This window comes from Stenotrophomonas sp. 85239_Sma (assembly GCF_056481725.1).
This window is the reverse complement of record NZ_CM151163.1, coordinates 380,033-398,438: the sequence shown is the minus strand read 5'-3', so window position 1 is coordinate 398,438 and position 18,406 is coordinate 380,033. Positions and strand designations below refer to the sequence as shown.

19 protein-coding genes are annotated in these 18,406 nt (G+C 67.0%); 11 read left to right on the top strand and 8 right to left on the bottom strand.

The window, feature by feature from the left end; genetic code table 11:
• Positions 1-10 precede the first annotated feature (10 nt).
• The 3 genes from ACYKG1_RS01815 (at position 11) to ACYKG1_RS01805 (ending at position 2,526) form a co-directional block, all read left to right on the top strand.
• Positions 11-772, top strand: coding sequence for a L,D-transpeptidase family protein (locus tag ACYKG1_RS01815; protein ID WP_100471124.1), 762 nt, complete (start codon positions 11-13; stop codon positions 770-772).
• A complete protein-coding gene (locus ACYKG1_RS01810) occupies positions 769-2,070 on the top strand; it encodes an APC family permease (RefSeq protein ID WP_100471070.1) in 1,302 nt (433 codons plus the stop codon). Before ACYKG1_RS01815 ends, ACYKG1_RS01810 begins: the two co-directional genes overlap by 4 nt.
• Before the next feature lie 111 nt (positions 2,071-2,181).
• Positions 2,182-2,526: a hypothetical protein gene (locus ACYKG1_RS01805; RefSeq protein WP_100471069.1), complete on the top strand. Its 345-nt coding sequence runs from the start codon at positions 2,182-2,184 to the stop codon at positions 2,524-2,526.
• 49 nt (positions 2,527-2,575) lie between these two features.
• Here ACYKG1_RS01805 and yiaA read toward each other — a convergent pair whose 3' ends face one another.
• Positions 2,576-3,028, bottom strand: a complete 453-nt coding sequence (gene yiaA / locus ACYKG1_RS01800) for an inner membrane protein YiaA (RefSeq protein WP_478471641.1) — start codon at positions 3,026-3,028, stop codon at positions 2,576-2,578.
• A gap of 168 nt (positions 3,029-3,196) precedes the next feature.
• Here yiaA and ACYKG1_RS01795 point away from each other — a divergent pair, with 168 nt between their 5' ends.
• Entirely contained in the window at positions 3,197-4,363 is a 1,167-nt protein-coding gene (locus ACYKG1_RS01795; RefSeq protein ID WP_478471639.1) for a PQQ-dependent sugar dehydrogenase, read from the top strand.
• A gap of 70 nt (positions 4,364-4,433) precedes the next feature.
• On the opposite strand, the gene ACYKG1_RS01790 is transcribed toward ACYKG1_RS01795, so the two are convergent.
• The 4 genes from ACYKG1_RS01790 to folB form a co-directional block, all read right to left on the bottom strand.
• A complete protein-coding gene (locus ACYKG1_RS01790) occupies positions 4,434-4,967 on the bottom strand; it encodes a hypothetical protein (protein ID WP_478471638.1) in 534 nt (177 codons plus the stop codon).
• Between the two features lie 128 nt (positions 4,968-5,095).
• Positions 5,096-7,270 carry a glycoside hydrolase family 3 N-terminal domain-containing protein gene (locus ACYKG1_RS01785; RefSeq protein ID WP_478471636.1) on the bottom strand — a complete coding sequence of 725 codons (2,175 nt, stop codon included), beginning with the start codon at positions 7,268-7,270 and terminating at the stop codon, positions 5,096-5,098.
• Positions 7,271-7,398: 128 nt separating this feature from the next.
• Positions 7,399-8,670 (bottom strand): mechanosensitive ion channel family protein, encoded by a 1,272-nt coding sequence (locus ACYKG1_RS01780; RefSeq protein ID WP_100471064.1) that lies wholly within the window; start codon positions 8,668-8,670, stop codon positions 7,399-7,401.
• Between the two features lie 62 nt (positions 8,671-8,732).
• Entirely contained in the window at positions 8,733-9,086 is a 354-nt protein-coding gene (gene folB, locus ACYKG1_RS01775) for a dihydroneopterin aldolase (protein WP_046983887.1), read from the bottom strand.
• A gap of 359 nt (positions 9,087-9,445) precedes the next feature.
• On the opposite strand from folB, the gene ACYKG1_RS01770 reads away from it, so the two are divergent.
• Positions 9,446-10,111: a hypothetical protein gene (locus ACYKG1_RS01770; RefSeq protein ID WP_478471634.1), complete on the top strand. Its 666-nt coding sequence runs from the start codon at positions 9,446-9,448 to the stop codon at positions 10,109-10,111.
• 33 nt (positions 10,112-10,144) lie between these two features.
• Here the strand turns inward: ACYKG1_RS01770 and tsaD are convergent, their stop codons facing one another.
• Positions 10,145-11,170, bottom strand: a complete 1,026-nt coding sequence (tsaD, locus tag ACYKG1_RS01765) for a tRNA (adenosine(37)-N6)-threonylcarbamoyltransferase complex transferase subunit TsaD (RefSeq protein WP_100471062.1) — start codon at positions 11,168-11,170, stop codon at positions 10,145-10,147.
• A 167-nt stretch (positions 11,171-11,337) separates the two neighbouring features.
• On the opposite strand from tsaD, the gene rpsU reads away from it, so the two are divergent.
• The 6 genes from rpsU (at position 11,338) to ACYKG1_RS01735 (ending at position 16,474) form a co-directional block, all read left to right on the top strand.
• Positions 11,338-11,553, top strand: a complete 216-nt coding sequence (rpsU, locus tag ACYKG1_RS01760; protein ID WP_002808376.1) for a 30S ribosomal protein S21 — start codon at positions 11,338-11,340, stop codon at positions 11,551-11,553.
• A gap of 133 nt (positions 11,554-11,686) precedes the next feature.
• Positions 11,687-12,130 (top strand): GatB/YqeY domain-containing protein, encoded by a 444-nt coding sequence (locus tag ACYKG1_RS01755; RefSeq protein ID WP_005412032.1) that lies wholly within the window; start codon positions 11,687-11,689, stop codon positions 12,128-12,130.
• 98 nt (positions 12,131-12,228) lie between these two features.
• Positions 12,229-13,152 carry a YihY/virulence factor BrkB family protein gene (locus tag ACYKG1_RS01750; protein ID WP_262082937.1) on the top strand — a complete coding sequence of 308 codons (924 nt, stop codon included), beginning with the start codon at positions 12,229-12,231 and terminating at the stop codon, positions 13,150-13,152.
• A gap of 56 nt (positions 13,153-13,208) precedes the next feature.
• Positions 13,209-14,948: a DNA primase gene (gene dnaG, locus ACYKG1_RS01745; protein WP_478471631.1), complete on the top strand. Its 1,740-nt coding sequence runs from the start codon at positions 13,209-13,211 to the stop codon at positions 14,946-14,948.
• 27 nt (positions 14,949-14,975) lie between these two features.
• Complete coding sequence (locus ACYKG1_RS01740; protein WP_049444510.1) at positions 14,976-15,476, top strand: protein tyrosine phosphatase family protein; 501 nt, start codon at positions 14,976-14,978, stop codon at positions 15,474-15,476.
• A 26-nt stretch (positions 15,477-15,502) separates the two neighbouring features.
• Entirely contained in the window at positions 15,503-16,474 is a 972-nt protein-coding gene (locus tag ACYKG1_RS01735) for a bile acid:sodium symporter family protein (RefSeq protein WP_049421191.1), read from the top strand.
• Positions 16,475-16,535: 61 nt separating this feature from the next.
• Here ACYKG1_RS01735 and ACYKG1_RS01730 read toward each other — a convergent pair whose 3' ends face one another.
• Entirely contained in the window at positions 16,536-17,342 is an 807-nt protein-coding gene (locus ACYKG1_RS01730; protein WP_478471629.1) for a calcium-binding protein, read from the bottom strand.
• Between the two features lie 166 nt (positions 17,343-17,508).
• Positions 17,509-18,402 carry a heme o synthase gene (gene cyoE / locus ACYKG1_RS01725; RefSeq protein ID WP_100471058.1) on the bottom strand — a complete coding sequence of 298 codons (894 nt, stop codon included), beginning with the start codon at positions 18,400-18,402 and terminating at the stop codon, positions 17,509-17,511.
• Positions 18,403-18,406: the final 4 nt, after the last annotated feature.

Below are 18,406 nucleotides of genomic sequence, written 5' to 3'. Positions count from 1 at the left end.
GCGCATGTTGATGAAATCGCTGGTTCGCCTCGCCGCCACCGCACTGCTGCTTGCTGCGGCAGTGTCCGTCCACGCCGCGCCACTGGACGGCGCGCGCCAGTTGATCGTGGTCACCAGCGAAGGCTGGGACAGCACCCAGGGGCAGCTGCAGGCCTATGTACGCGACGGCAAGGGCTGGCATGCACATGGGCAGGCGTTCCCGGTGGCGCTGGGCCGCACCGGCAGCGCCTGGGGGCTGGGCCTGCATCCAGCGCAGGCCGACGGCCCGCAGAAGCAGGAGGGGGATGGCCGCAGCCCGGCCGGCGTGTTCGCGCTCGGCAGCGCGTTCGGCTATGCGGTCACCCGCCCCGGTACCGCGATGCCGTACCAGCCGATGCTGGACAGCAGCTACTGCATGGATGTGCCCGGTTCGCCGTTCTACAACCGCATCGTCGACGCGAAGAAGGTCGGCAGTGCAGCGGTCAAGGGCTCCACCGAGCCGATGCGGCTGGACCTGCACAACAAGGGCGACGTGCGCTACCGGGAAGGCTTCGTGATCGCCCACAACCCGGACAACCAGCCCGGCAGGGGCAGCTGCATCTTCGCCCATCTCTGGCGCCAGCCCGGTGAGGCCACCGCCGGCTGCACCGCCATGCCACAAGCACGCATGCAGGCGCTGCTGGACTGGCTGCGGCCGCAGGATACGCCGCGCTTCGTGCTGCTGCCACGCGCCGAGTACAAGCGCCTGCAGGCCCAGTGGCAGCTGCCCGCACTGGGCGGAGACGCCCGTTGAGCGCGCAGGACGAACCGCAGCTGCAGCGCGCGGTCAGCCGCTGGCAGATCGTCGGTCTGTCGATCAACGACGTGATCGGCAGCGGCATCTACCTGCTGCCGGCCGCCACCGTCGCCCTGCTCGGCCCGTTCAGCCTGTGGGGCGTGGTCGCCGCCGGCATCGTCGTCGCGCTGCTGGTGCTCTGCTACGCGCAGGCCGCCAGCTACTTCGATGAACCCGGTGGCAGCTATCTGTATGCCCGCGAGGCGTTCGGGCGATTCGCCGGGTTCGAGATCGGCTGGATGATCTGGTTGACCCGCATCAGCTCGGCGGCGGCATTGAGCAACGCGCTGGCCGATGCGGTCGCACGTTTCTGGCCATGGGCCGGTGCCGGCGTGGGCCGCATCGCGGTGATCGTGGTGTCGCTCGGCTTCCTTACCGGCGTCAACATCATCGGCGTGCGTTCGGCTGCGCGGACCGGTGTGGTGCTGGTGATCGGCAAGATGCTGCCGCTGCTGCTGTTCGTGGCCATCGGCGCGTTCTACATCGATCCGCAGCTGGCCTTCTCCGGCCAGCGCCCGGACCCGCACGACCTGCAGCGCATGGGCGAAGCCGCGTTGCTGCTGCTGTACGCCTACGCCGGCTTCGAGAACATCCCGGCTGCCGCGGGCGAGTACCGCAATCCGCGCCGCGATATTCCGTTCGCCCTGATCACCATGATCATCACCGTCACCGTCATCTACGGCGCGGTACAGGTAGTGGCGCAGGGCACGCTGGCCGGCCTGTCCAGCTCGGCGACGCCGCTGGCCGATGCCGCTGCCGGCTTCGGCGGCGAAGCCCTGGCGCTGATCCTCACCATCGGCGCCACCATCTCCATCCTCGGCACCAACAGCAACACGATGATGATGGGCCCGCGCTTCCTGTTCGCACTGGCGCGCGATGGCTACGGGCCGAAGATCCTGGCGCAGGTGCATCCGCGCTTCCACACCCCGGCCGCATCAATCCTGTGCCAGGGCCTGATCGCACTCGGCCTGGCCCTGTCCGGCTCGTTCGTGCAGCTGGCGCTGCTGTCGATGACCACGCGCCTGTTCGCCTATATCGGTACCGCTGCGGCGGTTCTGGTGCTGGCCAAGCGCTACGCCGACCGCCCCGGTGCGCTGAAGCTGCCGGGTGGTCCGCTGATTCCGGTGCTGGCGCTGCTGCTGTGCCTGGCCCTGTTCGCCAGTGCCAGCTGGCAGAACATCGCCGCGGCGTTGGTCGCGTTTGCCATCGGTGCGGTGATCTACAAGCTGCCGCGAAAGGATGCCGAGGCCGGTTGACCGGTAGCACCGGGCATGCCCGGTGGATTGATCTGGCGATCACACCGTCGGCCCGGAGTGTTAACCGGCCGCTGGGCAGGATCGAAGCTCCTCCACAACGGAGCCCGATCCATGAGCCCCGAGTACCAGATCCCCGGCCGTGTACCGGACGACAGCACGCCGCGCGACGCGGTCAGCAACTACTGGCGCGAGCGCTATACCGCCGAGCCGTACTACGACGACCAGCTGTTCTTCGAGGATTACGAGCCGGCCTATCGCATCGGCCACGCCGCGCGTGCGCAGGACATGATCCGTGCCTACGAGGACATGGAAGCCGAGCTGGAGTCGCGTTGGGCCAGCGAACGCGGCCGCAGCCGACTCGAATGGGCGCAGGCACGCAGTGCCGTGCGCCGTGGCTGGGAAGAAGCGGTCAACCTCGACCAGCGGCTGGACAAGGGCGTGCCGCGCGGCACCTGACCTGGCGTCGACCGGTTGTAGCGCCGAGCGTAGGCTCGGCGCTACACAATCAATCCTGCTCCGGCAGCGGCGGTACGATCGCACTACGCTTGCTCTCGCCGCCGCCGGCGGCGATCAGGTCGCGGGTGTTCTTCTGCACGGCCACCGCACCGAACAGCGACAGTGCGTACGCCATGCCATAGAAGCCCTTTTCGCTAGGCGCCAGCGTGGCATTCCACAGGCCGACCAGCAGCAGCATCAGCGCCGACAGCAGCGCGAACCAGCACAGCGCGTAGTACAGGCCGCTGACCGGAATGCCTTCGGCGCGGTCGCGCACGCTCTTCTGCAGCGAGACCGCCGCGAACAGGCCGAACAGCAGCAGCGTCAGGTAGTAGCCCTTCTCGTTGAGCGCCATCGTGGCGTTGAACAGGCCGATCAGGTAGGCCGCCGCACCCAGCAGCAGGGCTACCCAGGAGGCGGCAATGAAGGCAGTGGACGGCTTGTGGGGCATGGCAGTGTTCATTGCAGATCCTTGGCAGGCAGACGGGCACGCTTTGCCCGGGCGTGCCCACCCTAGACGATCCCGCTGCCGACGCACAGGGGGCGCAGGACCTTCGGGCCACGACCGTCACCGCGGCAGTGGTATACAAGGGACAGCCCGGCCATCCGCATCCCCGCCCTGGAGATACCCATGACCCGCACGCCCCTGCTGCTCGCCCTCGGCCTCGTGCCGATCCTCGCCACCTCCGCCTGCAATGCTGCCGATCCGGCTGCCAGCGGCGCGCAGACTGCCGCTCCGGCCGCTGCCGCCACCGGCCAGCGCCCGTTCACCGCCACCGAAGTCAGCCGCTTCAGCCAGCCCTGGGCGATGACCTTCCTGCCCGATGGCAGCCTGCTGGTCACCGAAAAGCGCGGCAAGCTGCAGCACCTGGACCTGGCCAGCGGCCAGAAACACGAGATCACCGGCGTCCCGAAGGTAGCCTACGGTGGCCAGGGTGGTTTCGGCGATGTGATCCTGCACCCGCAGTTCGCAAGCAACCACGTGATCTATCTCAGCTACGCCGAGGAAGGCACGCTGGATACCCGCGGTGCCGCCGTGGCCCGGGCCACGCTGGCGCTGGACGCCAATGGCGCCGGCCAGCTGAAGGACCTGAAGGTGATCTGGCGGCAGAGCCCGAAGGTCAGCGGCGAGGGCCACTACGGCCATCGCCTGGCCTTCGGTCCGGACGGCAAGCTGTGGATCAGTTCCAGTGAACGGCAGAAGTTCGATCCGGCACAGGACATGGGCGGCAATCTCGGCAAGATCATCCGCCTCAACGAGGATGGCAGCCTGCCCGCCGACAACCCGTTCGCCTCGCAGGGCGGAGTCGCCGCGCAGGTGTGGTCGCTGGGCCACCGCAACATCCTGGGCATGGCCTTTGATGCCAACGGCAAGCTGTGGGCGCACGAGATGGGCCCGGCCGGTGGCGACGAACTGAACCTGATCGTGCGCGGCGCCAACTACGGCTACCCGATCGTTTCCAACGGTGACCACTACGACGGCCGCCCGATTCCCGACCACGATACCCGCCCGGAATTCGCCGCCCCGAAGGTGACCTGGACGCCGGTGATCTCGCCGGCCGGCTTCGTCATCTACAGCGGCACCCTGTTCCCGCAGTGGAAGGGCAGCGGCTTCATCGGTGGCCTGTCGTCCACCTCGCTGGTGCGCGTGACCTTCGATGGTGACAGCGCGCGCGAAGCCGAGCGCTTCAACATGGGCGAGCGCATCCGCGAAGTGGAACAGGGCCCGGATGGCGCGCTGTGGCTGCTGGAAGACGGCAGCAAGGCGCGCCTGCTGAAGCTCACGCCGAAGACCTGACAGGGTGGTAGTGCCGGCCGCTGGCCGGCACATTTCTCCGCAACGGCCCCGCACGCGGGGCCGTCTGCGTTCACTGGATGGTGATGACCTTCACTTCGGTCTGCGCGCAAGCCTGGTCCAGGCACTGCCCGTTCAACCACACCTGCCCGTCACCGATCATCACGCCCTGCTGGTTGACGAACACCTTGCCGAAGTCCTGCCCGGACACTGCCTTGACCACCGCCGGGGTGATGATCTTCTCGTAGTTGCGCTGGAACTCACCGGGGCCGGTGATCTTCTTTCCGCCGGCGATATTCAGCGGGAAGCGCACCTCTTCCACCACCGCAGCGCGATCACCGCTGACCACGGCGGTCTTGAAGGCGTTGAAGACCTTCTCGTACTGCGCGGCATCACCGAGCAGGGTTTCAATGCGCGCACGTGCATCTTCAGCAGGCGCGTCCGCTGCAGCGGGTTCAGCAGCAGGCGCCGCCGTTTCAGCCGCAGGCGTCGCAGCAGCACTGGCCTCCATCGGCGGCGGTGCATCCACCGCAGGCTCGGCCGGCGGTGCCGGCTGCGAACAGGCCGCCAGCAACAGGGCGGGAATCAACACAGCGATCGTGCGCATGCGCGGGCATCCATCGGTTCAAGAACACCGATGGTAGCCCCGCCGCAGTGAGGACAACAAAAAAGGGGACGGAGGGGATTAAGTCGTTTTGGCACAAACGACTTAATCCCCTCCGTCCCCTTTTTCGATCAGGCCTTCAGCAGCTCAAACTGGACGGCCTCACCCGCAGCCGAGGACGCGCAGACCCACAGGTCGAACTGGCCCGGTTCGGCACGCAGCACGCCATCGCGGCCGGTGAAGGCCAGCTGCTCGCGGCCCAGGGTGAACACCACCTCTGTCGACTCGCCCGGCTGCAGCGCCACTTTGCGGAAGTCCTTCAGCTCGCGCACCGGACGCACGCGGCTGGCCACGCGATCGTGGATGTACAGCTGCACCACCTCCTCACCGGCCACATCACCGCTGTTGGTCAGCGTGGTGGTGACGGTCAGGGTGTCGTCCCAGCCGAGCTGGGCCGTGCTCAGCTGCGGCACGCCGTAAGCGAACGTGGTGTAGCCGATGCCATGCCCGAACGGATACAGCGGTTCGTTCGGAATCTCGCGCCAGCGGGCCTTGAACTCCGACATCGTCGGCAGTTCCGGGCGGCCGGTGCGCGGGTGGTTGTAGAAGTACGGCTGCTGGCCGGACACCTGCGGGAAGCTGACCGGCAGGCGGCCGGACGGGCTGTAATCGCCGAACAGCACATCGGCCACGGCATGGCCGGTCTGCGTACCGAGGTACCAGGTGACCGCCACGGCGTGCGCATTGCGCACCGCGCCCTGCAGCGCCAGCGCGCGGCCATTGCGCAGCAGCACCACCAGCGGCTTGCCGGTCATCGCCACCGCCTCGGCCAGCGCCTGCTGGGCCGGCGGCAGGGTGATTTCCACACGCGACTGGGCTTCACCGCTGTAGCGCTGCGGTTCGCCCAGCGCCAGCACCACCACGTCGGCGCGCAGCGCGGCAGCCACTGCGGCTTCGGTGCCACCCGGAATCGCGGCCTCCAGTTCGCAACCCGGCACGATCTCCAGCAGCGCTTCGTCGCCAATAGCGGCACGCACGCCGGTTTCCAGGTCCACGTAGCGCTGCTTGTCGCCGAACAGCGTCCAGCAGCCCTCGATGTTCTCGCGGTCCTGCACGAACGGGCCGATCAGCGCGATCTTCTGCCCAGTCTTCCGCAGCGGCAGCACGTTGTCACGGTTGTTCAGCAGGACGATCGAACGGCGCGCGGCATCGCGCGACAGTTCATCATGTGCGCCGATGTGCGAGGTATCCGCCTCTCGCGCCGGGTCCAGCGAACGGTACGGGTCGTCGAACAGGCCGATGGTTTCCTTCAGCCACAGGATGCGGCGCACACCTTCATCCAGCACCGCCATCGGCACTTCACCACTCTCCACCAGGCCCGGCAGGTGCTCGGCATAGAAGCCGCTCTGCATGCTCAGGTCCAGGCCGGCGGTGAACGCCTTGGCGGTGGCATCACGGTCATCGGCGGCATAGCCGTGCGCGACCAGCTCCATGTCGGCGGTGTAGTCGGAGATCACCACGCCCGGGAACTTCCATTCACCGCGCAGGATGTCGGTCAGCAGCTCGGCATTGGCGCTGGCCGGCACGCCGTTGATGTCGTTGAACGAGGACATCACGGTGATCGCGCCGGCATCGAAGGCCGCCTTGAACGGCGGCAGGTGCACGTCGCGCAGGGTCTGCGGCGAGATGTCCACCATGTTGTATTCCATGCCGGCCATCACCGCGCCATAGGCGGCGAAGTGCTTCGGCGTGGCCAGCAGCGAATCGGCGGCGCGCAGGTCGCTGCCCTGGAAGCCACGCACGCGGGCGGCGGCGAACGCACAGCCCAGCACCACGTCCTCGCCGGCGCCTTCGGCGCCACGGCCCCAGCGCTGGTCGCGGGCGATGTCCACCGCCGGCGCATAGGTCCAGTGCAGGCCGGCGGCGGTGGCTTCGATGGCAGTGGCGCGCGCAGTGCGCTCGGCCAGGTCCGGCTCGAAGCTGGCGGCCTCGCCCAGCGGGATCGGGAACACGGTGCGCATGCCGTGGATGACGTCGGCGGCCAGGATCACCGGAATGCCCAAGCGGCTCTCTTCGGTGGCGACCTGCTGGATGCGGCGGCCCAGCTCGGCGCCCACGCCATTGAACAGCGAGCCGACCTTGCCTTCGCGCACCTGCTGCAGCACCTGGTCGGCGTTGCGCACGTTGGCTTCCGGGTTCACGTCCGGGGCGAACGGGCGGACCATGTCCGCGAAGACTCCCAGCTGGCCGACCTTTTCCTCGACGGTCATCTGGGCAATGAGGTATTCGATGCGATCGGAGGCCACCAGCAGTCCTTGATGAAAACGTTTACAAGCCCGGCATTCTAGCGATCCCGAGCCGTTTGGCGAGAGGTTTCGTCATTCAGTTTCAGCCACCAGCGGGGTCCGTATGGCCCCGCCGGGCGCCCCGCAGCTTACTCCGAGCCGGCCAACTGGCGCTGCCCAGCCATCAACATGGCGTCGCTGGAGGCCTGGAACACCCGCAGGCCAAAGGCCGGCAGGATTGCCAGCAGGTGGTCGAAAATGTCCGACTGCACCGCCTCGTACTCACCCCAGGCGGTGCTGCGGGTGAAGCAGTACAGCTCCAGCGGCAGGCCCTCGGTGGTCGGTTGCAGCTGCCGTACCAGCAGGGTCATGTCGGTATGGATGCCCGGGTGGCTGCGCAGGTAGCGCTCCACATACGCACGGAAGGTGCCCAGGTTGGTCACCCGGCGGCTGTTCACCTCGGCCACGCCCTGCTCGCGCAGGCGCCCGTTCCACTGGCCCAGCTCCTGCTCCTTCTCCTGCAGGTAGTCACGCAGCAGCGCGAATTCGCCGAGGAAGGCCAGATCCCCCTCATCCAGGAAGCCCACGCTGTGCTGGTCCAGGTACAGCGCGCGCTTGATGCGGCGGCCGCCGGCCTCCTGCATGCCGCGCCAGTTCTTGAACGACTCGGTCACCAGCTTCTTGGTCGGGATGGTGGTGATGGTCTTGTCGAAGTTCTGCACGGTGATGGTGTGCAGCGCGATATCGATGACGTCACCATCGGCGTTCTGGCTGGGCATCTCGATCCAGTCGCCGATGCGCACGCGGCCATCGCCACTGATCTGCACACTGGCCACCAGCGACAGGATAGTGTCCTGGAAGATCAGCATCAGCACCGCCGTGGCCGCACCCAGGCCGGTGACCAGCGGGCCCAGCTTCACTCCCAGCAGAGTCGCGACGATCGACAGGCCGGCAGCCACGAACACCACGATCTTGACCACCTGCAGGTAGCCCTTGATCGGCTTGTTGCGTGCATCGGGCTTGCGTTCGTACAGGCTGTTGGCCGCGTCCAGCGCATGCGAGAACGCCATCGACACCGTCAGTACGGCCCACACGATGCACAGCTTGATGACGATGTTGACCAGGCTTGGCGGCAGGTCGGGGATGAGGGTGATGCCCGAGGCGATCACCTGGCTGGGCACCACGTTGGACAGGCGCGAAATGACCCGCATCAAGTGGCTTCCGCGCCCGGATTCGGCACCCGGCAGGCGCTGCAGCAGGCGCCGCAGGCCACGCACCAGGATGCGCTTCGTCACCCAGTTGGCCAGGCCCGCTGCGATCAGCAGGGCCGAGATCATCAACGCCAGGTAGGCGCCGGGATAGGGTTCCAGTGCGTTCTGCAGCTTTTCCAGCCACTGTACCGCCACCACCGCGTCCACCATCAGTTGTCTCCTGTCTGTTTCGTTGTTGCCAAGGTTGCCGGCCGGCGGCCGGGTTTACCGGGTCAGTCCCGCGTGCGTTCGATGATCACGCCCACTGCGCGCGCGCCGCGCACCGCGCCCGGCTTGCTCAGCTTCAGGCGCAGCCACTTCACGTCGAACTCGTCCAGCACGATCTGCGCGCAGCGTTCGGCCAGGGTTTCGACCAGGCCGAATTCCGACTCGCGCACGAACTGCTCCAGGCGCTTGCTGACCGCCTTGTAGTTCAGGGTGTGGGCGATGTCGTCGGAGGCGGCCGGGCGACGGTTATCGAAGCCCATCTCCAGGTCGAACACCAAGTCCTGGCGGATCCGTCGTTCCCAATCGTAGATACCGATCAGGGCGTCGATCGTCAGCCCCTCGATGAAAACCTTGTCCATTGCGCTTACCAGCCCGAATACAGGGGGCCATGGTAACGGCACGACGGTGAGCCTGCCCGGAACGGGCGGTGGGTGCCCGGCAGGGGCGCGGCTCCAGAAAAGACAAAGGGCCCTGCTAGCGGGGCCCTTTGGTACTACCGCTTGTCCCCGGGGGGAGCTGTTGAACAGCCGCGGGTCCCGGTGGCGCAGGCACGCAGATTAGGTAAAGACGAGATCACCGGTCAAGGCCAATTCCGACAGGGCAGGTCAGGTAGTCGTCCGAGGTCAAACGCAGAAAATCAGCCGCGCAGACAACTACGTTCCCTGATGGTGGCCGCCGGCCACTCTCGCGAACATCGATCCCTCCTTCACCGCCGCACATGACGATGGCTCCACACGATGTACTGCGGCGCGCGTTGTCAGCGGAGCGTCTGTCTACTTACGAGAGAATCGCATCGACCTGCAGCCCCGACGTCACAGCCGAATCCCTGTACCTCTGGAACATGCGGATGTGCGGTGCACTGATGATGCCGGTCCGTCTGTGCGAAGTGGTCACCCGTAACGCCGCTGCTACCGTGCTCGCCCGGCAGCATGGCCCGCGTTGGCCTTGGAATGATGCCTTCCGACGCAGGCTGCCAACCTCGTCCTGTACTTCCGCACGTGCAGCACTGGAACAGGTTGCTGGCCGCACGACCGATACACCCGAAATCGTCGCCAAGCTGCCGATGGTGTTCTGGCAGCAGCTCTTCACCTGTCGCTTCGACGCCACGCTGTGGATACCCGCACTCAACGGAGTTCTGCGGCATGCACCCTCAGCTCATCCCAGCGTCATCAGAAAAGCCATCCATGCCGACCTCGACCGCATTCGCCACCTGCGCAACCGCATCGCCCACCACGAGCCCATCCTCGAACGCGACATCGGCGCCGACCTGGCCGCGATCGGGCGGCTGATCCACGCCCGCTGCCCGCATACGCTGGGCTGGCTGCAACGCCATGAGCGGGCGACAACGGTGTTGGCGGCATCGCCGTTGGCACAACGTCCGTAATGGGTTCGCCGGGCGTGGCCCGGCGCGAGCGGCTCAGACCGCCGGCAGGGTCGCCATGTCCCAGCGCGGGGTCACGTCCACCTTCGGCGGGCTGTGCTGGCCGGCCTGCAGGCGCAGCGCGCCGGCGAAGGCAATCATCGCGCCGTTGTCGGTGCACAGTGCCGGCCGCGGGAAGCAGGCACGGCCGCCGAGGCGCTCGGCCATCTGCTGCAGGCGCGCGCGCAGGCGTTTGTTGGCACCCACACCGCCAGCCACCACGATCACGTTGGTTCCGGCCGCTTCCAGTGCACGCTCGCACTTGATCGACAGGGTCTCGACCACCGCGTCCTCAAAGCCCCGGGCGATGTCGGCGCGGGTCTGTTCGCTCTGGTCGCTGTCGCGCCAGGCCATCAGGACCTGGGTCTTCAGGCCGGAGAAGCTGAAATCCAGCCCCGGGCGATCGGTCATCGGCCGCGCGAAGCGATACGCGCCCGGCGTGCCCTGCTCGGCCAGCCTGGCCAGCTGCGGCCCCCCCGGATACGGCAGGCCCATCAGCTTGGCGGTCTTGTCGAAGGCCTCGCCGGCCGCGTCGTCCAGGGTCTCGCCCAGCAGGCGGTACTGGCCGATGGCGTCCACCGCCACCAGCTGGGTATGGCCACCCGATACCAGCAGCGCCACGAACGGGGCCTTCGGCGGGTCGTCCTCCATCAGCGGCGCCAGCAGATGGCCTTCCATATGGTGGACGCCCACCGCCGGTACCTCCAGCGCCCAGGCCAGTGATCGGGCCACACCCGCGCCGACCAGCAGCGCGCCGACCAGGCCGGGGCCAGCCGTATAGGCCACGCCGTCGATGTCGCCCACGCCGAGGCCGGCGTCGGCCAGGGTCTGGCGTACCAATGGCAGCAGCTTGCGGACGTGGTCGCGGCTGGCCAGCTCGGGCACCACACCACCGTACTCGGCGTGCAGGGCGATCTGGCTGTAGACCGCATGGGCGCGCAGGGCCGCGCTGCCGGCCAGGTCGGTGTCATACACCGCCACGCCGGTCTCATCACAGGAAGATTCGATGCCAAGGACTCGCATGCCTGCTATTATGACGCCCCTGCCGCCCCCTCGGGGGGACGTGCAGATCTCACTGCTTTCGAACCCCCGGCCCGTATTCAGGGTTGGCCGCTTGCAGTTTGTCGTTTCGCCGCTATAATGTGCGGCTCGCCGGGCGTGACCCGGTTCTACTGTGTCCCGGAGATTCCATGCCCAGCGTCAAAGTCCGCGAGAACGAGCCCTTCGAGTTTGCTCTTCGCCGCTTCAAGCGCACTTGCGAAAAGGCCGGTGTGCTGGCCGAAACCCGCAAGCGCGAGTTCTACGAAAAGCCGACCCAGGAGCGCAAGCGCAAGGCCGCCGCTGCTGTGAAGCGTCAGCTGCGCCGCTCGTCGCGCGACGTCACCAAGCGTCAGCGCCTGTACTGATCGGACGCATCTTCATTGCGGCGGGCCTGCCCGTCGCGATGGAGCCGAAGCCGGCACGCGCGAGCGTCGCCGGCTTTTTGCGTTTCCGGGTTCGGGCATCCGCCCCGCCCCACCTACCACCACGAGGTTCCTCATGAGCATGAAGCAGCAGCTCACCGAAGACATGAAGGCCGCCATGAAGGCGGGCGAGAAGCACAAGCTGGGCGTGATTCGCCTGATCAACGCCGCCATCAAGCAGCGTGAAGTGGACGAGCGCATCGAGCTGGATGACACCGCGGTGATCGCCGTGCTCGACAAGATGGTCAAGCAGCGCAAGGACTCGGTCAGCCAGTACGAAGCGGCCAATCGCGAAGACCTGGCCGAGATCGAGCGCGCCGAGATCGTGGTCATCGAAGCCTACCTGCCGGCCAAGATGGGCGAAGCCGAGATCGTGGCCGCCATCCAGGCTGCCATCGCCGAAACCGGTGCTTCCGGCCCGGCGGACATGGGCAAGCTGATGGGCGCACTGAAGCCCAAGCTGGCCGGTCAGGCCGACATGGGCCTGGTCTCCAAGCTGGTCAAGCAGCTGCTGGCGTAAGCCGGCGCTGGTGCGGTGGCGCCGGGCGCATCGCCCGGCGCCACCGATGCGTCACCTGCTTCACCGCGCCTTCGACTCCCGGCTGCTACAACGACAGCATGGTTGAACCCGCGACCCCTGTTCCCGTGAATCTGCGCAAATACGTCCAGCGCCTGCAGGACAGCTTTCCCATGGCCGTCGGCAAGCGCTTCGTCGAGATCGACGTCCTTACCCAGGCCGCTTCGGTCTCGTTCTACGCCCTGCTCTCGATGGCCCCCTTGCTGGTGCTGCTGCTGTGGCTGACCGCTTCCCTGTATCCGCCCGCGCAGCAGGCCCTGGTCGAACAGATCAGCGCCGCCGCCGGCAGCAGCGCGGCCACCGTGGCCGAGACCGTGCTGAAGAACGCCGACAACCAGCCCGACGTTGGTTCGCTGGCCGGACTGTGGAGCACCCTGCTGCTGTTCATTGGTGCCACCGCCGTGTTCGCGCAGCTGCAGAACGCACTGAACCTGATCTTCCGTACCAGTGGCGAGCGACTGGACGGGATCAAGGCGTGGCTGCGCAAGCGCGTGTTTTCCTTCGGCGTGGTGCTGGCGCTGGGCTTCCTGCTGATCCTGTCAATGACCGCCACCACCATGCTGCAAGTGGCGTTCGCCCAGTTGCCTTCGGTCCTGCCGGCCATCGGTTATCTCACCAGCCTGCTGCTGTATGCGGTCGGCTTCGCCTTCATGTACCACTACCTGCCGGACCGCCGCGTGGCCTGGCGCCAGGCGTTCATCGGCGGTGTCATCACCTCGGCACTGTTCGCACTGGGCCGCTACGGCATCGGCGTCTACATCGCCACCGTCGCCCCCGGCAGCGCCTATGGCTCGATGGGCGCGCTGGTCATTTCGCTGGTCTGGATCTACTACGCCACCGTGGTGTTCTTCGTCGGCGCGCTGATGACCGCGGTGATCGACGAGCGCCTGCGCGCACGCACCCACCTGGCGGCCGCCGGCATCGATCCTGCGCAGGCCAGCCCGCTGCCCGGCGGAGTAGACTAGGCGGACTGATCGTTCCGCCTCGCGTGGCCTGCTGGCCGCGCCCTGCCTCATTGCCCATGGCCCGTATCCCCGACGCTTTCATCGACGACCTGCTGGCCCGCACCGACATCGTCGAGGTGGTGGGCAGCCGCGTGCCGTTGAAGCGCCAAGGCAAGGAATACGCCGCACGCTGCCCGTTCCATGACGAGCGATCGGCGTCGTTCACGGTCTCGCCCACCAAGCAGTTCTATCACTGCTTTGGTTGTGGCGCGCACGGCACCGCGATCAGTTTCCTGATGAACTACGACCGCCTCGAGTTCCTCGACGCGGTGGACGAACTGGCCAAGCGCGCGGGCATGGAAGTGCCTCGCAACGAGAACCCGCGCAGCCCCCAGCAGCAGGACGACAGCCGCGAGCTGTATTCGGCGCTGGATGCTGCCACGAAGTTCTTCCAGAAGAACCTGGAAGGCAGCGACAAGGCCCGCAGCTACCTGGACAGCCGCGGCGTGGATGAAGCGAACCGCGCGCGCTTCCAGATCGGCTACGCACCGGATGGTTACAGCGGCCTGCGCGATGCGCTGGGCAAGGACGAGCGGCGCATGAAGCTGCTCGACCGCGCCGGCCTGTTCTCCAAGAACGATCGCGGCCACGTCTACGACAAGTTCCGCGACCGGGTGATGTTCCCGATCTTCGACCGCCGTGGCCGGGTGATCGCCTTCGGCGGCCGCGTGTTCGAGAAGGACGACGGCCCCAAGTACCTCAACTCGCCCGAGACCGCGCTGTTCCACAAGGGACGCGAACTGTACGGTCTCTGGCAGGTGCGCCAGGCCAACCAGAAGATCGAGCGGCTGATCGTGGTCGAGGGCTACATGGACGTGGTCTCGCTGTTCCAGTTCGGGGTCACCCAGGCGGTGGCAACACTGGGCACCGCGACCACGCCGGATCATGCCGAGCTGCTGTTCCGCAACGCACCGGATGTGTTCTTCTGCTTCGACGGTGACGCCGCCGGCCGCCGTGCTGGCTGGAAGGCGCTGGAGTCGGTGCTGCCGCGCATGAAGGATGGCCGCCAGGCCTTCTTCCTGTTCCTGCCCGATGGCGAAGACCCGGACACCATCGTGCGCAAGGAAGGTGCCGAGGCGTTCAACGAGCGCCTGAAGCAGGCCACGCCATTGTCGCAGTTCTTCTTCGACGAACTGTCCCGCGAGATCAACCTGGGCACGCTCGATGGCAAGGCACGCCTGGCCGAACGGGCCAAGCCCATGCTGGCGCAGATTCCCGACGGTGCCTTCGGCGACCTGATGAAGCAGCAGCTGGCGCAGTTGACCGGGCTCGGCGGCAACGGCCAGCCTGCGCGTGCGCCGATGCCGCAGCGCCAGCCGCAGCGGACGATCCAGCCCGTAGCCAAGCGCAGCCTGGTGCGCGGCGCGATCGCCGTGCTGCTGCAGCAGCCATCGCTGGCGCTGTCGCTGGGCGGCAAGCACCACTTCCAGGGCCTGCGCCTGCCCGGCGTGGAGCTGCTGCTGGAGCTGCTGGACCTGATCGAGCAACGCCCGGATATCAGCACCGGCGCCCTGCTGGAGCACTTCGATGGGCGTGAGGAACAGGCGTCACTGCACACGCTGGCTGCGCAGACACTGCCCGGCACCGAAGCCAGCTGGACCCAGGAACTGCACGACGCGGTGGCCCAGCTGGAGAAACAGCTGCTGGTGCAACGTCTGGATGAGTTGCTGGCAAAGCAGCGTCAGCAGGGCCTGGACGATACTGACAAATACGAACTGCGCGAGCTGCTGAAGGCCCGCGCCGGACTGCGCCTGTAGCGACAGAACGTTTTCACGGAGAGGACCATGCTGCTGCGCCTGACCTGCCTGCTGTTGTTGTCGCTCTGCCTGCCGCTGACGGCCCTGGCCGAAGACGCGCCACTCAACGAAGTCCGCCCCGGCCTGTATGCCGGTGGCCAACCCAGCGCCGCACAGCTGCAGGCCTTGGCCGCACAGGGCGTACGCACGGTGATCGACCTGCGCCAGCCCGGCGAGGACCGGGGTTTCGATGAAACCCGCGCGGCCGAATCGCTGGGCCTGCGTTATGTGCGTATTCCGGTAGCCGGCGCCGAGGGCCTGGATGCGGCCAATGTGCGCGCCGTGCACCAGGCCCTGCAGCAGAGCCAGGGGCCGGTGCTGCTGCACTGCGCCTCCGGCAACCGCGCCGGCGCCGTGCTCGGCCTGGTCAACGCACGCTACGAACATGCCAGCCCGGAACAGGCCCTTCAGCTCGGCCAGCGCGCTGGGCTGAAGTCGCTGGAGGCCGCCACCCGCCAGCGTCTTGCAACGCCGGTCACTTCGCCCTGAATCACCCGCAAAGGAGTCTGCCCACCATGACCCGCTGGTGGTCGCGCCTGCGACCGGACAATTTCACCCTCGCCCTGCTGTGCACCGTCGGCCTGGCCTCGCTGTTGCCGATGAAGGGCGCGGCCGCCATCGTCCTCGACGATGTCACCACCGTCGCCATCGCTGCGCTGTTCTTCCTGCATGGCGCGCGCCTGCCGCGCGAGTCGATCATCGGCGGCATGCTGCACTGGCGGCTGCACCTGACCATCCTGGCCTGCACCTTCATCCTGTTCCCGCTGCTGGGGCTGATGTTCAAGCCACTGTCGGGCTGGCTGCTGACGCCGGAGCTGTACCTGGGCGTGCTGTTCCTGTGTACCCTGCCCTCCACCGTGCAGTCGTCCATCGCGTTCACCTCGATGGCACGCGGCAACGTACCCGCTGCGGTGTGCAGCGCCTCGCTGTCGAGCATCCTCGGCGTGTTCCTGACCCCGCTGCTGCTGACCGCACTGGCCGGTACCTCCGGCGGCGTGCACGATCCGCTGCATGCGATCGGCGGCATCATGCTGCAGCTGCTGGTGCCGTTCGTGGCCGGCCACCTGCTGCGGCCATGGATCGCCGGCTGGGTGGAAAAGCAGCGCGCGCTGCTGCGCTACACCGACCAGGGCACGATCCTGCTGGTGGTGTATTCGGCATTCGGCGAGGCGGTCACCGAGGGCCTGTGGAGCAAGACACCGCTGCTCTCGCTGCTGGCCGTGGCAGTGGTCGCCGCGGTGCTGCTGGGCATCGCCATGCCGCTGATCACCTTCATCGCCCGCCGCCTGCGCTTCAACCGCGAGGACGAGATCGCCATCGTGTTCTGCGGCTCGAAGAAGAGCCTGGCCACCGGCGTACCGATCGCCAAGGTGCTGTTCGCCGGTGGCAGCCTGGGCGCGATCGTGCTGCCGGTGATGATCTACCACCAGATCCAGCTGATTGTCTGCGGCGTGATCGCGCAGCGCTATGCGAAGCGCGCGCCCTGATTGGGCGCACGGGTTGTTGTGGGGAGTCCATCCACGCATGGCATGGATGGTTTGCCTGACGCTATGGATCCACCAGCGTGCCGACGCTCAGCTCCGGCATCCATACCCACAGGTCGTACGGCCGTTCCGCACCGGCAGCGACCCGCGGCCCCGTGGCAACCTGCTCTCGAAGTGGCCGCGCCATGCAACCGCCCGCGCATCCCCACGTCTGACCACGCTGCGCGCCCAACCGTACGCTATAGATATCCAGGTCCCGCAGCTGCGACGCCATCGGATACCTCTGCATTTCCGGCGGCATACCCTGCGGCCTCTGCAGCATGGCGTGCACGTTACCGGTCAGCACCAGCATGCGTGCATTGGCCGGTAGGCCTCGATAGAGCCGCCGCAACTCGGCTGCCATGAGGTCATCGCGTACCTGGTTGCCGCCCTTGCCGGCGTTGACGTCATAGCCAACGACGTCGATCACACGTCCCTGCGACTTCAGCAGGCGCAGGCTTTCGATCATCGCCAGCATGTCGCGGCTGCGACGGCCGTCGTGCTGGTCATCGCGCACGGTCCAGAACGCACGCCCGCGCAGATGCTGGCGTGCCTTCTGCCCGCCATCGGAACCCAGGTAATCGCGTAGCGTGGGGGTTTCCCCGCGTGGCAGTTCCAGCGCCAGCAGGACCGGCCCGGTGCGGCTGTAGTCGTCCACCAGTTGCCGCACCAGCAGCGGCGTCTCGCGGGTCCCATGGAATTCGCCCAGCACCAGCATGCGGTGGTCGGCAGCGTGGTGGCGGATCTGCGCGGCGGTGTCGTCGGCATGCGCGGTCACGGCCATGCCCAGCGCCAGAATCAGCGCGGTGGTCCAACGGAAGATCGTATGCATCCCTGCTGCTTCCTTTCCCTGGGGTCAGGAACAGCAATGGCGACGCCGAGACGACGGTTCAAGGTGATCCACGCCATGCGTGGATGTCTGCGCGATCAGGCGGGGTCAGAATCCCTTCGGGGATCCGACCCCAAGTCGAGCATGGCTCGACCCTACAGGTGGCGCCTCACAGCCAGGGCAGGATCCAGTGGTCCACCAGCAGGAAGGCGAACAGCGCCATCAGGTAGACGATGGAGTAATAGAACATCTTCATCGAGAACAGTTCGTCCGGCGGGTCCAGCATGCGCCAGGCGTACCAGAGGAACACGGCGTTGAGCACGATCGCGCCGCCCAGGTAGAACGCACCACTCATGCCCACCAGGTACGGCAGCAGGCAGACCAACGCCAGCACCACCGAATACGCCATGATCTGCTTGCGGGTGTGCACCACGCCGTGGGTCACCGGCAGCATCGGGATCTCGGCCTTGGCGTAGTCCTCGCGGCGGAAAATCGCCAGCGCCCAGAAGTGCGGCGGGGTCCAGATGAAGATGATTAGCACCAGCAGTGACGAGTAGGCCCAGTCCGACGAGCCCTGCATGCCGGTCACCGCGGCCCAGCCCAGCATCGGCGGCATCGCGCCGGCCAGGCCACCGATGACGATGTTCTGCGAGGTCGCGCGCTTCAGGTAGACGGTATAGATCACCGCATAGCCGATCAGCGAGGCAAAAGTCAGCACCGCAGTGATCAGGTTCACCCACAGCACCAGGATGGTCATCGACAGCACGATCAGCACGCCGGCGAATACCAGCACCTGCCACGGCTTGACCTTGCCCACCACCAGCGGGCGCCACGAGGTGCGGGCCATCTGCGCATCGATGTGCGCATCCAGCAGCTGGTTGATCGCGGCCGCAGCCGAGGCCGCCAGCCAGATGCCGAGGAAGCCGAGAACGCCGGCGCGCACCTGCTCCCAGCTGGGCACGCCGGGGATGGCCAGGACCATGCCGACCAGGGCAGTGAAGACGATCAGGGCGACGACCTTGGGCTTGGTCAGGTCCCAGTACTGGCGGTAATTGGAAAACATGGAA

Bases quoted from the DNA above. Each gene is read 5' to 3' on its own strand.
- ACYKG1_RS01815 (WP_100471124.1), top strand. From the start codon at position 11: ATGAAATCGCTGGTTCGCCTCGCCGCCACCGCACTGCTGCTTGCTGCG.
- ACYKG1_RS01805 (WP_100471069.1), top strand. From the start codon at position 2,182: ATGAGCCCCGAGTACCAGATCCCCGGCCGTGTACCGGACGACAGCACG.
- yiaA (WP_478471641.1), bottom strand. From the start codon at position 3,028: ATGAACACTGCCATGCCCCACAAGCCGTCCACTGCCTTCATTGCCGCC.
- ACYKG1_RS01795 (WP_478471639.1), top strand. From the start codon at position 3,197: ATGACCCGCACGCCCCTGCTGCTCGCCCTCGGCCTCGTGCCGATCCTC.
- ACYKG1_RS01790 (WP_478471638.1), bottom strand. From the start codon at position 4,967: ATGCGCACGATCGCTGTGTTGATTCCCGCCCTGTTGCTGGCGGCCTGT.
- ACYKG1_RS01780 (WP_100471064.1), bottom strand. From the start codon at position 8,670: ATGGTGGACGCGGTGGTGGCGGTACAGTGGCTGGAAAAGCTGCAGAAC.
- folB (WP_046983887.1), bottom strand. From the start codon at position 9,086: ATGGACAAGGTTTTCATCGAGGGGCTGACGATCGACGCCCTGATCGGT.
- ACYKG1_RS01770 (WP_478471634.1), top strand. From the start codon at position 9,446: ATGACGATGGCTCCACACGATGTACTGCGGCGCGCGTTGTCAGCGGAG.
- tsaD (WP_100471062.1), bottom strand. From the start codon at position 11,170: ATGCGAGTCCTTGGCATCGAATCTTCCTGTGATGAGACCGGCGTGGCG.
- rpsU (WP_002808376.1), top strand. From the start codon at position 11,338: ATGCCCAGCGTCAAAGTCCGCGAGAACGAGCCCTTCGAGTTTGCTCTT.
- ACYKG1_RS01755 (WP_005412032.1), top strand. From the start codon at position 11,687: ATGAGCATGAAGCAGCAGCTCACCGAAGACATGAAGGCCGCCATGAAG.
- ACYKG1_RS01750 (WP_262082937.1), top strand. From the start codon at position 12,229: ATGGTTGAACCCGCGACCCCTGTTCCCGTGAATCTGCGCAAATACGTC.
- dnaG (WP_478471631.1), top strand. From the start codon at position 13,209: ATGGCCCGTATCCCCGACGCTTTCATCGACGACCTGCTGGCCCGCACC.
- ACYKG1_RS01740 (WP_049444510.1), top strand. From the start codon at position 14,976: ATGCTGCTGCGCCTGACCTGCCTGCTGTTGTTGTCGCTCTGCCTGCCG.
- ACYKG1_RS01735 (WP_049421191.1), top strand. From the start codon at position 15,503: ATGACCCGCTGGTGGTCGCGCCTGCGACCGGACAATTTCACCCTCGCC.
- ACYKG1_RS01730 (WP_478471629.1), bottom strand. From the start codon at position 17,342: ATGCATACGATCTTCCGTTGGACCACCGCGCTGATTCTGGCGCTGGGC.
- cyoE (WP_100471058.1), bottom strand. From the start codon at position 18,402: ATGTTTTCCAATTACCGCCAGTACTGGGACCTGACCAAGCCCAAGGTC.